Origin of the sequence: Herbaspirillum lusitanum, from assembly GCF_046025995.1 — a bacterium.
GTDB lineage: Bacteria > Pseudomonadota > Gammaproteobacteria > Burkholderiales > Burkholderiaceae_D > Herbaspirillum > Herbaspirillum lusitanum_A.
Genome location: NZ_JAQQFM010000005.1, coordinates 131,423 through 146,624, shown reverse-complemented (window position 1 = coordinate 146,624; position 15,202 = coordinate 131,423). Strand labels below are relative to the sequence as shown.

General features: G+C 60.2%; 11 protein-coding genes. 5 read left to right on the top strand and 6 right to left on the bottom strand.

Going from position 1 to position 15,202, the window contains the following annotated elements; translation table 11 throughout:
* The first annotated feature begins 215 nt into the window (after positions 1–215).
* Entirely contained in the window at positions 216–1,136 is a 921-nt protein-coding gene (locus PQR62_RS11995) for a LysR family transcriptional regulator (protein WP_408158139.1), read from the top strand.
* A gap of 44 nt (positions 1,137–1,180) precedes the next feature.
* Here the strand turns inward: PQR62_RS11995 and PQR62_RS11990 are convergent, their stop codons facing one another.
* The 4 genes from PQR62_RS11990 to PQR62_RS11975 all read right to left on the bottom strand — a co-directional run bounded on the left by PQR62_RS11990 (position 1,181) and on the right by PQR62_RS11975 (position 7,647).
* Positions 1,181–2,899, bottom strand: coding sequence for a diguanylate cyclase domain-containing protein (locus PQR62_RS11990; protein ID WP_459251857.1), 1,719 nt, complete (start codon positions 2,897–2,899; stop codon positions 1,181–1,183).
* A gap of 467 nt (positions 2,900–3,366) precedes the next feature.
* The gene (clpB, locus tag PQR62_RS11985; RefSeq protein ID WP_408158137.1) at positions 3,367–5,955 is read right to left on the bottom strand and encodes an ATP-dependent chaperone ClpB; all 2,589 of its coding nucleotides are present in this window, start codon (positions 5,953–5,955) and stop codon (positions 3,367–3,369) included.
* 215 nt (positions 5,956–6,170) lie between these two features.
* Positions 6,171–6,545 carry a fluoride efflux transporter CrcB gene (gene crcB, locus PQR62_RS11980; RefSeq protein WP_408158135.1) on the bottom strand — a complete coding sequence of 125 codons (375 nt, stop codon included), beginning with the start codon at positions 6,543–6,545 and terminating at the stop codon, positions 6,171–6,173.
* A gap of 109 nt (positions 6,546–6,654) precedes the next feature.
* Positions 6,655–7,647: a LysR family transcriptional regulator gene (locus PQR62_RS11975; protein ID WP_408158133.1), complete on the bottom strand. Its 993-nt coding sequence runs from the start codon at positions 7,645–7,647 to the stop codon at positions 6,655–6,657.
* A gap of 453 nt (positions 7,648–8,100) precedes the next feature.
* Here PQR62_RS11975 and PQR62_RS11970 point away from each other — a divergent pair, with 453 nt between their 5' ends.
* The 4 genes from PQR62_RS11970 (at position 8,101) to PQR62_RS11955 (ending at position 13,101) form a co-directional block, all read left to right on the top strand.
* Positions 8,101–9,603, top strand: a complete 1,503-nt coding sequence (locus PQR62_RS11970) for an efflux transporter outer membrane subunit (protein WP_408158132.1) — start codon at positions 8,101–8,103, stop codon at positions 9,601–9,603.
* On the top strand, positions 9,600–11,846 hold the full coding sequence (locus PQR62_RS11965; RefSeq protein WP_408158130.1) for an FUSC family protein: 2,247 nt from the start codon (positions 9,600–9,602) through the stop codon (positions 11,844–11,846). Before PQR62_RS11970 ends, PQR62_RS11965 begins: the two co-directional genes overlap by 4 nt.
* Positions 11,836–12,036 (top strand): DUF1656 domain-containing protein, encoded by a 201-nt coding sequence (locus PQR62_RS11960; protein ID WP_408158128.1) that lies wholly within the window; start codon positions 11,836–11,838, stop codon positions 12,034–12,036. The genes PQR62_RS11965 and PQR62_RS11960 overlap by 11 nt, the downstream gene beginning before the upstream one ends.
* A gap of 72 nt (positions 12,037–12,108) precedes the next feature.
* Positions 12,109–13,101, top strand: a complete 993-nt coding sequence (locus tag PQR62_RS11955) for an HlyD family secretion protein (RefSeq protein WP_408158126.1) — start codon at positions 12,109–12,111, stop codon at positions 13,099–13,101.
* A gap of 96 nt (positions 13,102–13,197) precedes the next feature.
* Here the strand turns inward: PQR62_RS11955 and PQR62_RS11950 are convergent, their stop codons facing one another.
* Together PQR62_RS11950 and moaE are read right to left on the bottom strand one after the other, a co-directional pair.
* Complete coding sequence (locus tag PQR62_RS11950) at positions 13,198–14,526, bottom strand: Nramp family divalent metal transporter (protein ID WP_408158539.1); 1,329 nt, start codon at positions 14,524–14,526, stop codon at positions 13,198–13,200.
* Between the two features lie 30 nt (positions 14,527–14,556).
* On the bottom strand, positions 14,557–15,012 hold the full coding sequence (moaE, locus tag PQR62_RS11945; RefSeq protein WP_408158124.1) for a molybdopterin synthase catalytic subunit MoaE: 456 nt from the start codon (positions 15,010–15,012) through the stop codon (positions 14,557–14,559).
* Between the last annotated feature and the right edge of the window lie 190 nt (positions 15,013–15,202).

The window sequence follows — 15,202 nt, the reverse complement described above, 5'->3', positions numbered from 1 at the left end:
CGCATTGGTCGCGTTCATCGCATTGATGTGAGATTTGATGGAAATCATCGCTGCGGCATTTCGATGCTGGCATCTTGCCGGGCGCTCATATATTATTCAAACGATATATTCTATGAATAAACTTGAGATTTACTAATAGTCAGTCGGAGCAAGGCTTTGCGCCGGATTTTCGGTACTTTTCGCCCCGAACCAAGGCTGAGCACGGATAAGAACGCATGCAATCGATACTTGAATTACGCCATCTGAAAACCCTGCAAGCGCTCAAGGAAGCCGGCAATCTGATGCGCGCCGCGACGCTGCTCAACGTCACCCAGTCGGCGCTGTCGCATCAGATCAAGCAACTGGAAGATCATCACGGCGCACCGCTGTTCGAGCGCAAATCGGTGCCGGTGCGCTTCACCCCGGCCGGCGAGCGTCTGCTGAAACTGGCGGAAAGCGTGCTGCCGCAGGTCGCCAATGCCGAACGCGATCTGGTACGACTGCAGCAAGGCGTCGCCGGGCAACTGCGCATCGCGGTCGAATGCCATACCTGCTTCGACTGGCTGATGCCGTCCATGGACGCCTTCCGCCGCCGCTGGCCGGAAGTGGATATGGATATCGTCTCGGGTTTTCAGGCCGACCCCATCGGCCTGCTGTATGACCGGCGTGCCGACATCGCCATCGTGGCCGACATCGATCCCGGCGAAGACGTGGATTTCCACGCCTTGTTCCGCTTTGAGATCGTGGCGCTGCTGGCGCACGATCATCCGCTGGCTGATCGGCCCTTTCTGAGCGCCAAGGATTTCGCCACCGACACGCTGATCACTTACCCGGTGCCGGACGACATGCTGGACGTGGTGCGCCAGGTGCTCAAACCGGCCGGCATCCAGACCGAGCGCCGCACCACCGAATTGACGGTCGCCATGCTGCAACTGGTGGCGAGCCGGCGCGGCATCGCCACGCTGCCGATCTGGGCGGCGCAAAATTATCTGAACCGGGATTATGTGCTGGCCAAACGCATCACGCCCAATGGCCTGACCGGCCGGCTATACGCGGCTTGTTTGCCGGAAGTATCCGAGAAATCCTATCTGAGCGAATTCATCGCCACCACGCGCGAGACCAGCTATCTGAATCTGCCCAGCGTGGAGTTGCTGTAGCCGGGGCCGGCAAGTGCCAGGCAGGCGCCGGCCTCGGCAACAATTCAATAGGCCAGGATGCGATGCATCCGCTTCTGATCGAACATGCGTGAATCGGCCACCCGCAACAGCGTTTCCACATCCAGTCCGTCCTGCGGGAACAGCGCCACGCCGACCGAGGCATCGATCTGATACTCGTGACCATCGCGGCCCGGTATCGGCTTGTTGATCGAATGGCGGATCTTCTCGGCAATCGACTTGGCGATTTCTTCGTCAGACACGCCATGCAGATACACCACGAATTCATCGCCGCCGAAGCGCGCAACCGTATCGTCGCGGCGCAGCGCGCGCTGCAGTTGTGACGCCACCGAAATCAGCACGCGGTCGCCTTCGTCATGACCGAACTGATCGTTGACCGCCTTGAAGCGATCCAGATCGATGAACAGCAAGGCAAAGTGCAGCGGATTGGCCTCCGAGGCATTGCGTCGACGGAATTCGATCTGCGCAATCAGCGAGTCGCGATTCAGTACATTGGTCAGGCGATCGGTGCGCAGATTGCGCTCCATTTCCTGGAAGCTCTGCGCCAGCTGACCGATTTCATCGCTGCGGTCGATATTCAACTTGGGGAAAGGCTCGCCGTTGCCGATGCTCTTGGCCGCCAGCGTCAGCATGCGGATATCTCGCAGCACCCAGCGCAGCAGCACAAAGCCGATGACGAAGGTCAGGCATACCGCGACCAGGCCCAGCAACAGCGTCTGATAGACGCCGCCGGTGACCGAGCCCAGAAAATCGGAACGCGGCGCCGCACTGATCGCCAGCCAGTCGATGCCGGCGTCATCGTGATGCAAGCGGAAGGCCACCGCGATCTGATTGTTGCCGGCCGGCGATGCCAGCAACACCAATTGGCCGGGAACCGGCTTGTTCGTTTTCAGATATTCCTGCACCGCCATGAAAGCCTGCTGCACGGTAGCCGACGTGCTGCGGCTGGCGTTCAGGCGCTCGAACTCGCTGCCGGTGGTCGGCTTGTAGAGGGCTTCGTTGGCGGAAGACGCGATCATCTCGCCGCCCATTTCAGTCACGAAGGCGACGCCATTGCTGCCCAGCGGCAAGGTCTGCAAAAAAGTCGTCAGATGGCGCAGGCCGATGCTGCTGGTGGCCACGCCCAGCAATTGGCCGCTCTCGGCATAGACCGGCTTGGACAGCGTCAGACCGAGGAATTTGAGACGAAAATCGGTAAACACCGGCGACCAGGTTTCGCGCTTGCGCTCGACCGCCCGGGTATACCAGGGGCGATCGCGCGGTTCGTATTCCTGCACGGCGCGCAACTTCATTTCGGTGCCGGGGCCGTTCAGGTAGTACACATAATTCTTGCCGCCCTGACCGTCGCGTGTGCTGAACATGTAGACATTCGCGCTTTCCTGGCGCAGGCCGGTAAAGCTGCCGTCGACTCCGCCGAAATAGACGTAGCTCGGATCTTCGAACAAGGAATTGGCGATCCACAAACGCTCTTCCAGCAAGCGGCGATCAGTGGGGAAAGGAATCAGTACCGGCTTGCCGCCGATTTCAAGGGGAGGAATGGGATCCGGCGCAACCACGCGCAGACTTTCACGCGCGCTCAGGGTCTGGCGATCGATCGCCTGGCCGACGCGGCCCATGACCTCCATCAAGGCATTGCGTGCCAGTACTTCCGTGGCGTCATTACCCGCACGATAGAGAAACCATCCTATCGTGCATGCGAGACACACCATCAGAAAGATGAACGGCAAAATAAACAGCCGCTGCAAAGAAGACTGCTTCAGAATGACACCCCCTGCCCTTCACTGCCACCAATTTTTCGCACGATCTTGTCCTGCGCCCGTGTTTGCTTTTGCACTGCAAATTGTTGCCGTCATGCAGCAAAATGTTTTCGTAAGGGCAACTATTGTATGCGAAAAAAAACCCTTGAATCTCAGCCAATTTTTTTTCGATTTATCTATCGAATTTATAGCGAGTTATAGAACTAGATAGCATAGGCCTTTCGCTTTGAGCAAGGCTTTTCCTAGTCCCACCTCTTACTCTCTCTCTGCATGAAAAAAATCATGTCAAATGTGTAGCCTTTCTGCAATAAATCCCATCTTTATATGTATGACAACTTTCATCTGCAGTGCAATAAAAAAACGCGATGAGGTCGCCCTCATCGCGTTTGAATTTCCTGCAGGGCCAAGCCTTTTTGAAGCGCCGGCACGGCAGATATTGCCTTTATTGAAACAAATCAGGCCGCAGTGAATTCCAGCGCACCGTCCTTGACGGCGATGTGCACCACATCCTTGGGCCCGAATTTCCCGGCCAGGATCAGTTTCGACAGCGGATTTTCGATTTCCTGCTGAATCGCGCGCTTCAGGGGCCGCGCGCCATACACCGGATCGAAGCCGGCCTCGGCGATCTTCTGCAAGCCGGCGTCCGAGATCTGCAAACCGATGTCCAGCTTGTTCAGACGCTGCTCCAGAATCTTCAACTGGATACGCGCGATGGCGCCGATGTTCTTCTCGTCGAGCGCATGGAACACCACGATCTCGTCGATACGGTTGATGAACTCGGGACGGAAATGCCCGCGCACTTCAGCCATCACGGCCAGCTTCACCAGGCCCGGATCGCTGTCTTCCATCGCCTGAATCCTGTGCGACCCCAGATTGGAGGTCATCACGATCACGGTGTTCTTGAAGTCCACCGTGCGCCCCTGACCGTCAGTCATGCGGCCATCGTCCAGCACCTGCAGCAGCACGTTGAAGACATCCGGATGCGCCTTCTCGATTTCGTCGAGCAGAATCACGCTGTACGGTTTGCGCCGCACCGCCTCGGTCAGATAACCGCCTTCTTCGAACCCGACATAACCCGGTGGCGCACCGATCAGCCGTGCCACAGAGTGCTTCTCCATGAATTCACTCATGTCGATGCGGATCATCGATTCTTCGGTATCGAACAGATAAGTCGCCAGCGCCTTGCACAGCTCGGTCTTACCGACCCCGGTCGGGCCCAGGAACATGAAAGAACCGTAAGGCCGGCCAGGATCGCCAAGCCCTGCGCGGGAACGGCGGATGGCATCGGAAACGGCCACAATCGCCTCTTCCTGCCCCACCACGCGCTGATGCAATACCTCTTCGATATGCAAGAGTTTCTCGCGCTCGCCCTGCATCATGCGCGACACCGGGATGCCGGTGGCGCGCGCCACGATTTCGGCGATTTCTTCCGCACCCACCTGGGTACGCACCAGGGTGGGCTTGTGCGCGGCGATGCCGGCTTCGTCCTTCTTGTTCTGCACTTCCAGCGCTTTTTCCAGCTCCGACAGCTTGCCGTACTTCAGTTCGGACACCCGCTGCCAGTCGCTCTTGCGGGTTGCCTCTTCCATTTGCAGGCGCACCTTTTCGATCTCTTCCTTCAGTTGCTGGCTGCCCTGCACGCTGGCTTTTTCCGACTTCCAGACTTCTTCCAGATCGGCGTATTCACGGCCCAGCTTTTCGATTTCATCCTCGATCAGCTGCAGACGTTTTTGCGAAGCTTCATCCTTCTCGCGCTTGACCGCTTCGCGCTCGATCTTGAGCTGGATCAGACGACGATCCAGCTTGTCCATCACCTCTGGCTTGGAATCGATTTCGATCTTGATCTTGGCCGCCGCCTCGTCGATCAGATCAATCGCCTTGTCGGGCAAAAAGCGGTCGGTGATATAGCGATGCGACAGCTCGGCCGCGGCCACGATGGCCGGGTCGGTAATATCGACGCCGTGGTGCACCTCATACTTTTCCTGCAGACCGCGCAGGATCGCGATGGTGGCCTCCACGCTGGGCTCATCGACCAGAATTTTCTGGAAGCGACGCTCCAGCGCGGCGTCCTTTTCGATGTATTTGCGATACTCATCGAGCGTGGTGGCGCCGACGCAATGCAGTTCGCCGCGCGCCAGCGCCGGCTTCAGCATATTGCCGGCGTCCATCGCGCCTTCGGCCTTGCCGGCGCCGACCATGGTGTGCAGCTCATCGATGAAGACGATGGTCTGGCCTTCGTCCTGCGCGATTTCCTTCAAGACCGATTTCAGGCGTTCTTCGAATTCGCCGCGATACTTGGCGCCGGCCAGCAAGGAGGCCATATCGAGCGATAGCACGCGCTTGGACTTCAGGCTGTCCGGCACTTCGCCGTTGACGATGCGCTGCGCCAGACCTTCGACGATGGCGGTCTTGCCGACGCCCGGTTCGCCGATCAGCACCGGATTGTTCTTGCTGCGACGTTGCAGCACCTGAATCGCGCGACGGATTTCATCGTCGCGGCCGATCACCGGATCCAGCTTGCCGTTGCGGGCGCGCTCGGTCAGATCGAGGGTGTATTTTTTAAGGGCTTCGCGCTGGCCTTCGTCCTGCTGCGAGGACACGCTGGCGCCGCCGCGCACGGCGGTAATCGCTGCTTCCAGCGACTTGCGCGACAAGCCATGTTCACGCGCCAGTTTGCCGGCATCGGACTTGTCGTCGAGCAGGCCGAGCAGCACCATTTCGCTGGCGACGAACTGGTCGCCGCGCTTTTGCGCTTCCTTGTCGGCCAGATTCAGCAAGGCCAGCAGCTCCCGCCCCACCTGCACTTCGCCGCCGTTGCCGGTGACCTTGGGCAAGCGCTGTATGGCGCCCAGCAACGCGGTGTTGAGACTGGCGACATTCACGCCGGCGCGCTGCAACAGGGAATGGCTGCCGCCATCATCCTGATTCAGCAAGGCGCGCAGCAAATGCAGCGGGTCTATATATTGATTGTCATTGCCGACAGCCTGGCTCTGCGCATCAGCCAGCGCTTCCTGCAATTTGGTCGTGAGTTTGTCGATTCGCATGTTTCGCTCCAATTTTTCAATGAATACAAAATTGGGCCGTACGGTCGATTTTCAAGCGAAGCGCGATAGCTAAATCGTCGCGCAGACAGAAGCGAATCGGCATTGAATTTGATCTGCATCAGCTTCGTTTTCCGGCGCCGGGGAACCACTCCACCGCACTGCGAACTGTGGCGGAGAAAACAAGGACCTAGGCGCCGGAAGTGGCAACTGCCGCCCTATCCGGCCAGCGCCCGATAGCTTGCAAAGCCGGCCACACACAGAATGATGGATCCGAACAGATGCAGTGCCGAATGGCCGATGGCCAACAGGTAATCGCCACGCTGCAGCAGCATCATGGCTTCAGCCGAAAATGTAGAGAAAGTTGTCAGGCCGCCCAGAAATCCGGTGATGGCAAACAGACGCCATTCCGGCGAGAGGCTTTGATGCTGCTCGAAATACGCCACCAGAAAGCCGATCACGTAGCCGCCGATCCAGTTGGCTGCCAGCGTGCCGATAGGCAAGGCATGCCCGGCCACGTTCATCACCACGCTCATGCGCCAGCGCAGCCATGCGCCCAGTGTTGCCCCCGCCCCGACCGCCAGCCATCCCATATGTATCCTCTGCGCAATTGCATTTCATGTTTGAAGAAAGTGCCATGATGCCAGAACGGCTGCGCTTCAGACAGGTGCTGCGCCGGCAAAATCGCCGGTGCCGGCCGTCTCAGAGACTGCCATGCGCGGCGCCTTCGTTGGCGGTATTGATGCCCTGCATTTCTTCGCGCAAGGTGGCGATGCGTTCCATCGCCAGATGATCTTCCTGCAAGGCCTTGTCCACGCTTTCATGCATCCAGTCGACCCAGGTGCTGATCTTGGCGTCCAGATACTGGCGCGAGGGATACAAGGCGTACACCCCCATCTGCTGCATGCGATGCTGCGGCAGCACGCGCACGATGGTGCCGGCGCGCAAGGGGTCAACCGCCGAATAGATAGGCAGCACGCCGATACCCATGCCTTCGCGGATGCTGAGCAGCATGGCTTCCGCCACATTCACCTGAAAGTTGCTCTTGATCGCAATCTGGGTATGACCGTCCGGGCCCTCGATCACCCATTCATCGAGCGGCGAGACCGGACTCACCAGTTGCAGGCAGGCATGATTGACCAGATCTTCCGGTTTTTGCGGTGAGCCGTATTTGGCAACGTAGGCCGGCGAGGCGCACAGCATGCTGAAAGTGCTGCCCAGCTGACGAAAGATCAGGCCGGAGTCGGGTAATTCACGCGCCAGCACCAGTGAGACGTCATAGCCCTCTTCCAGCATGTCCGGAATGCGTTGTGCCAGCGTCAGCTCAACCGCGACATCGGGATAACGCTTCTGATAGCCTGAAATCGCCGGAATCACATAACGCTGGCCGAAGCTGGTCATCGCATGAATCCGCAGCCGGCCGGACGGCTTGACGTAGGCGGCGCTGGCTTCGGCTTCGGCTTCTTCGACGTAAGACATGATCTGCTGACAGCGCAGCAGATAGCGCTCGCCGGCTTCGGTCAGGGCGATGCGGCGCGTCGTGCGATTCATCAGGCGCGTGCGCAGATGGCGCTCCAGATCGGCCACCGCGCGCGAGACGTGTGCGGTCGTCAGGCCCATCTGCTGGGCCGCCGAGGTAAAACTGCCGGCATCGACCACGCGCGCAAAAATGCGCATGTTTTGCAAGGTATCCATTCCACTCCTATGCTGAAAACCAGGGCGGAAAATCGCTGAAGGTGAGATTTCCGGCAAGCGGCATTCACAAGAAACGAGCGTGAAAGCAACAGACGCTGGGCGGGAATCAGCTAAAAATCGACAGAACAACAATGAAACATCGACGAAAAAACGGCAGGTATACAAGAATCCTGAATCACGCAAACCACTTTCATGCGTAAATGAATCCGCGTTTTTACTATCGGCAAAGTCAAATCTGCGGCTTCCCTTGAAGAAAATCCGAATTTAAACTCGCATTATTTCTGTCCATTCTCAGCATTTCCGACACTGGTGGGCATCAGCATTGTTACTCAATTCAGGGGAATCATTGTTGCAGTATTTGATAAAAACCATTGCGTATAAGCGAATTTTTCCATTTATCGTTACAAAATATAATGCATAGCATCTGATATTTGCATATTTTTAGGTAATGACATGAACAGTAGTTCCAATCGTCGCCTGCTGGTTTTCCCCTTCATTGCGCTGAGCTTGATAATTGCCGGCTGCGCCGATCAGGGTGGCATCAAGCCCCAGGCCAATGTGCGCGAAGTCGCCACGCTGGACGCCGGCCAGGCCATACGCCAGGTCGGCGCCGAAGCCGGCTGGCCCAGCCGGGCCTGGTGGCAAGCCTATGCCGACCCGCAACTCGACCGGCTGGTGGCCGCCGCCGTGGCCGGCAATCCCAATATGGCGATCGCCGCCGCCCGCGTACGCCAGGCGCAAGCCATGGCCGTCGTGGCGCATGCCGGCGAATTGCCGCAAGCTTCGCTGGATGCCGCCATCGGCCGCAAGGACTGGTCCGACAACGTGTATTACGGCGCCAGCTTCCGCGACAAGCTGACCTGGAACAACACCGCGGTGCTGAGCCTGTCCTATAACCTCGACCTGTGGGACCGCAACCGCAACACCACCGAACGCGCCCAGGATGAAATCCATGCCGTCGCCGCCGATGCCCGCGCCGCGCAGCTGGAGCTGGAAAGCAATGTCGTTCGCACTTATGTACAGTTGTCGTTGCAATACGGCCTGCTGGACAACACCGAGGCCACGCTGAAACAGGAACAGCAGATTCTGGATCTGGCCAATCGCCGCTTCAGGGGCGGCATCGGCACCCAGATGGAAATCACGCAGGCCGAAGTGCCGCTGCCGGAAACCCGGCGCCAGATGGAAGCGCTCAACGAAAGCATCGCACTCACCCGCAATCAACTGGCGGCGCTGCTGGGTGAAGGCCCCGGCGCCGGCGACAGCATCACCCGCCCCGGCATGAAGCTGCAGGCCGCCCTCGGTTTGCCGAGCGCCTTGCCGGCCGAACTGATCGGCCGCCGTCCCGACATCAGCGCCGCACGCTGGCGTGTGGAAGCTGCCGCCAAGGGCATCGCCGTGGCCAAGGCCAATTTCTATCCCAACATCAATCTGCTGGCCAGCATCGGCCCGACAGCAGCCGGCGGCGGTCTGCTGAGTTTTGCCAGCGCCAAGAACATCACCACCACTTACGGCCCGGCGATTTCGCTGCCGATCTTCGAAGGCGGACGTCTGCGCGGCCAGCTCGGCGCCACCACCGCCGGTTACGATCTGGAAGTGGAACATTACAATCTGCTGCTGACTCAGGCGCTGAAAAGCATCTCGGATCAGGTGGTGACCCTGCGCGCGCTCGACCGCCAGCAGCAGCAAGCCGACCTCTCGGTGCAGGCGGCGCAAAAAAATGTCGATATCGCCACCCGCGCCTATCAGCGCGGCCTGACCAGCTATCTGAACGTGCTGACCGCGCAGACCCAATGGCTGCATCAGCAGCAGATGGTGCAGCAGTTGCTGGCGCAAAAGCTGAATGCCTTTGCCAGCCTGACGGTGGCGCTGGGCGGCGGTCTCGAACCGGCGCCTGAAGAAGTGGCGGCAGCGGATGCCTCGACAGAGGTAAAGGCTCAAGCAGGAGTCGCCAAGTGAGCACGCCCGCCACATCGGTACAGGCATCGCCTTCCCCCTCGCCTGGACGGCAATTGCGCGAGGCCGCCAGCGAATGGTGGCAGACCGATTTCCCCAACTGGATCTATGTCTTCAAGATGGTGTTCGCCGGCTTGCTGGCGCTGGGCATCGGTTACGCACTGAATCTGGACTCGCCGCGCTCGGCCCTGATCACGGTGTTCATCGTGATGCAGCCGCAGAGCGGCATGATCCTGGCCAAGAGTTTTTACCGCGTGGTCGGCACCCTGATCGGTTCGGTCGTCGTGGTGCTGTTCGTCGGCCTGTTCGCACAGACGCCCGAACTGTTCCTGCTGGCCTCGGCCTGCTGGATCGGGCTGTGCACCGTGGGTTCGGCCCACAACCGCAATTTCCGCTCTTACGGTTTCGTGCTGTCCGGCTATACGGTGGCGCTGATCGGTCTGCCGGCGGCGCTCAATCCTGCCACCACCTTCACTTCGGTGATGACGCGCGTGACTGAAATCACGGTCGGCATCGTCTGCGTCGGCGTGGTCAGCGCGCTGGTGTTCCCGCAAGCCAGTTCACCCGGTCTGGTGCGCATCATCCGCTCTCGCTTCACCGCCTTCGTCGATCTGATCGGCAGCACGCTGGGCGGCACCTCCGACCGCAAGCAACTCGAAGCTACCAACGCCCGCTTCGTCGGCGACATCATCGGCCTTGAAGCGCTGCGCAGCTCGGCCATTTTCGAAGACCCGGAAGTGCGCCTGCGCAGCGGCCGCCTGACGCGCATGAACAGTGAATTCATGGCGCTGTCGACCCGCGTGCACGCCCTGCATCAATTGATGAACCGCCTGCACACCAGCAGCAATGCTTCGGCGCAGCGCGTGATCGACATGATCTCGCCCTACTTCCGCGAAGTGCAGCCGCTGCTCACGCGCAGCGGCGGCGAACCGGTCATGGGCGCGCTGGATGCGGCCGATGCAGCGCTCAAGCTGGATGCCTACAAGCAGGAACTGCCGCGCCGGGTGCGCGCCACCCGGACTGAAAACGCACAGTTGCTGGACGACGAGGCGATACTCGATTTCGACACTGCCTCCGAGCTGCTGTATCGCGTGATCGATGAGCTGCACGCCTACACGCTGACCTACGCATCGCTGGTGCAACGGCGCCATGAACGCGAACAATGGGAGCACAACTACGCACCCAAGACCAGCATGGTGACCGCCAGCATCGCCGGCGCCCGCGCTGCGATCACACTGATCGGCCTTTCCACGTTCTGGATTCTGAGCGGCTGGCCCAGCGGTAGCGTAGCGGCGCTCAATGCGGCCGCCTTCTGCGCCATTACCTCGGCCGCGCCGGATCCCGCCAAAGCCACGCGCACCGTGACCATGGGTGTGGTGGTGGCGATGGTGCTTGGCTATGTATATACCTTCCACATCCTGCCGCGCCTGGATGGTTTCTGGATGCTGGCGGCGGCGCTCACGCCGGTGCTGATGATGGCCGTGCTGCTGACCACCAAGCCTAAGCTGGCCGGTTACGGACTGGGCATCTGCATCTTCTTCCCCTTCCTCGCCGTACCCGACAATCTGGTGCACTTCGACGCCGCCGGTTATATCAACGAAGCGATTGCGCTGATCGTGTCGCTGGTGGTCACCACCATCGCTTTCATGCTGCTGTTACCGCCGACCACCAACTGGACCGTGCGCCACCTGGAAAAACAATTGCGCAAGCAAGTGGTGCAAGCCTGCTTCGGCAAGCTGGCGCATCTGGCGCTGCAGTTCGAAAGTGGCACCCGTGATCTGATGCACCAGATCACGGTGCTGACCAGCAGCCGTCCGGGACTGCGCCAGAACGCCTTCGGCTGGATGTTTGCGACGCTGGAAATCGGCCACGCCGTGATTGAATTGCGCACCGAACTGCAGGCCATCCGCAGCGGCAATCCGGGTCTGTTGCCGCCGCCCGCCTATGCTGCGCTGGATCGCCTGCGCGAAACGTTGCCGGAGCTCTTCAACCACCCCAACCCGGCCACCCGGGCCGCAGTGCTGAGCGCCAACGACGGCGCCATCGCCGAAGTGCAACAAGCCATCGGCCCGCATTATCGCGAACGCAGCGAACGCCATCGCCTGCAGCGCACGCTGAGCTACCTGCATTTCATCCGCACCGCCCTGCTCGATCCTTACTCGCCCTTGCAGCCTGCGCCGAAGGACGGCCAAGATAGCAACAGCAACATTACCTCTGGAACCAATGGAGCCTCTCATGCCGCGTGAAATCTCATTCTTCGACGCCTACGTGCCGACGCTGTTGCTGGCGGTGCTGATTGCCGGCGCCATCACGCTGCTGCTGGACCGGGTGCTGGTGCGCTTCGGTGTGTATTCGCTGGTATGGCATCCGGCGCTGGTCCGCGTCAGCCTGTTCACCTGCATCGCGGCCTGGCTCGGGCTGGCCATCTACGCTTAGCCAGTTAAATTCGCTACACAACACCCGGTTCCAAGAAAAACAGATACAGAAATAAGTCAGGAGTTTTCCATCATGTCGGTCAAATCGATTCTTCGCTTCATCATCACCACGCTGATCTTCCTTGCAGCGATCTTGCTGGCCTACAAGCTATGGCAGCACTACATGGAATCGCCATGGACGCGCGACGGCCGCGTGCGCGCCGATGTCGTCAACATCGCACCGGATGTCGCCGGCCAGGTAGTCGCGCTGCCGGTGCGCGACAACCAGTTGGTGCACAAGGGCGATCTGCTGATGGAAATCGACCCGGCCCATTACCAGCTGGCGCTGCAACAGGCCGATGCCACCGTGCTGGCGCGCAAGGCCGATCTTGATGTGCGGCGCGCAGAAGTCGACGGCCGCCGCACCGATCTCAATATGCGCCGTGCACAGGCGCGTCGCCGTGCCGACATGGATGCACTGGTGGTCTCGCGTGAAGCGCGTGAAGATGCCGGCAGCCAGGTTACCTCGGCCGATGCCCAGTTCCAGGCGGCGCAGGCCCAGTATCAATCGGCTCAGGCGCAATACCAGGTGGCACTGGCGCAACGCGACACGGCCAAACTGAATCTGGACCGCACCAAGGTATTTGCACCAGTGGATGGCTACATCACCAATCTGAATGTGCGCCGCGGCGACTTCGCCAGCGCCGGCGTGGCCAAGATCGCCATCATCGACAGCAACTCCTTCTGGGTCTACGGCTACTTCGAAGAAACCAAGCTGCCGCTGCTGAAGGTCGGCGACAAGGCCAGGATTCAACTGATCAACGGTGCCACACTGCGCGGCCACGTGGACAGCATTTCGCGCGGCATTTACGACCGCGACAATCCCCAAAGCCGCGAACTGCTGGCCGACGTCAACCCGACCTTCAACTGGGTACGTCTGGCGCAACGCATCCCGGTGCGTATCCAGATCGACGAAGTGCCGCAAGGCGTGTTGCTGGCGGCGGGTCTGACTTGTACGGTGGTGCTGGAGCCCGGCACATCGGCGCAACAGCCTGCGCAGACGCAAGCGGCGCCGGTCAAAAACTAACGCGTGCAGCATGCAGGCGACAGAGTCGCCAGAACCGCAGAAGTAAAAAAACGGCTTCCGAACTTCACTTCGGAAGCCGTTTTCATTTGCGGGCAGTTAATCGGCAAACACCTGAATCACCAGCCAGATGTTTGCCGCGGAAATCGTCACGAACAACAGCCAGGCCACCGCCTTCACCAGCCAGGAATTGACCAGATCGCCCATCAGATCGCGGCGGTTGGTGAGACGGATCAGGGGATACATGGCGAACGGCAATTGCAGGCTCAACACCACCTGGCTCAACACCAGCAGACGGCCCACCGATTGCGAGCCCAGCATCAATACCCCGATCAGCGCCGGGATCAGCGCCAGTCCACGCGTGATGATGCGTCGCTGCCAGCACGGAATCCGCATCTGCAAAAAGCCGTCCATGATCACCTGCCCGGCTATCGTGCCGGTGAAAGTCGAACTCTGGCCGGCCGCAAACAAGCCCAGTCCGAACAGCACCGCCGCCATCGAGGAACCGGTGATCGGATCGAGCAGGTGATAGGCCACATCCAGATCGGCCACGGTCGTATTGCCGGTGCGATGGAAAGCCGAGGCCGCCAGAATCAGAATGGCAGCGTTGATCGCCATCGCAATCATCAGCGAAACGATGGTGTCGACCCGGGTGTAGCGCACTGCGTCCAGCAAGGAAGCCGGATCGCGCTGCACGCTGCGCGTCTGCACGATGGAGGAATGCAGATACAGGTTGTGCGGCATCACGGTGGCGCCGACGATGCCGATCGCCAGATACAGCGGCTCGCGCCCGGACAGCGCCGACAAGGACGGCACGAAACCCTGTATGACGGCATGCCAGTCGGCCTTGACGAAGGCAAGTTGCGCCAGCAGGCAGGCGGCGATGGTGATCACTAGCCCGAGAATGATGGCCTCAATCTGGCGGAAGCCGCGCCCTTTGAGGCCCAGCACGATCAGGGTATCGAGCGCGGTCAGCATCACGCCGACCGGCAGCGACACGCCCAGCAAGAGATGAAAGGCCAGTGCGCAACCCAGCACCTCGGCCAGATCGCAGGCGATGATGGACAGCTCGGCCATCAGCCACATTCCCTTGCCCGCCAGCGGCGAATATTGCTCGCGCGTATGCACCGCCAGATCCTTGCCGGTGGCAATGCCCAGACGCGCGCACAGGCATTGCAGCAAAATCGCCGCCAGACTCGACAGCAAGACCACGAACAGCAATTGATAACCGAACTGGGAGCCGGCCTGTATCGACGTGGCCCAGTTGCCGGGATCCATATAGCCGATAGAAATCAGCAAGCCGGGGCCGACATAGAGTTTGATTTTTTGCCAGACGCCGGCACCGGGCGGCACCGCAATGGTGCCGGCGATTTCTGCCGGACAGAACGGTGCGGTGGCGGTGGTCGGCAAAACGGGCATGCGCGGCATTCTGAATGGGAATGGCAAGAGCGGAGTTCCTTAAAATTTGTTCCATTTGGCGAGCGCCTGCGCATCGCTCTCGCGCGCATCGACCCAGCGCGCGCCCTGCGGCGTCTGTTCCTTTTTCCAGAACGGCGCCTGCGTTTTCAGATAGTCCATGATGTATTCACAGGCGGCGAAGGCTTCGCCGCGATGCCGCGAAATCACCGCCACCAGCACGATCTGATCCAGCGGCAGCAGCGGGCCGACGCGATGAATCACCAGCGCATCAATGATCTGCCAGCGCCGCCGTGCATCGCCGACGATCTCTTCCAGCGCACGCTCGGTCATGCCGGGATAGTGTTCCAGTTCCAGCTCCGACACCTGCGCGCCGTCATTGAGGTCGCGCACCGCGCCGACGAAAGCCGCCACCGCGCCGACCTGCGGATTGTCACGGCGCAGTTGCGCCACCTCAGCGGAGAGATCGAAATCGGCGGACTGGACGCGGACGGGCATGGCTGAATCTGTTTGAAAAAGGGTGATAGCGCATATCAATGCGCGGGAACTTGCGGCCCCTGATTCTACCAGCAGCGTGCGGCCTGCATTCGACGCGCGCCAGCACCCCAGCGCCAGGACAAAAGAAAAACGGAGGCCCCGGCCTCCGTCTTTTTTTCAGGCTGCGGCGGTCCGTTCAGATACCGCCCGC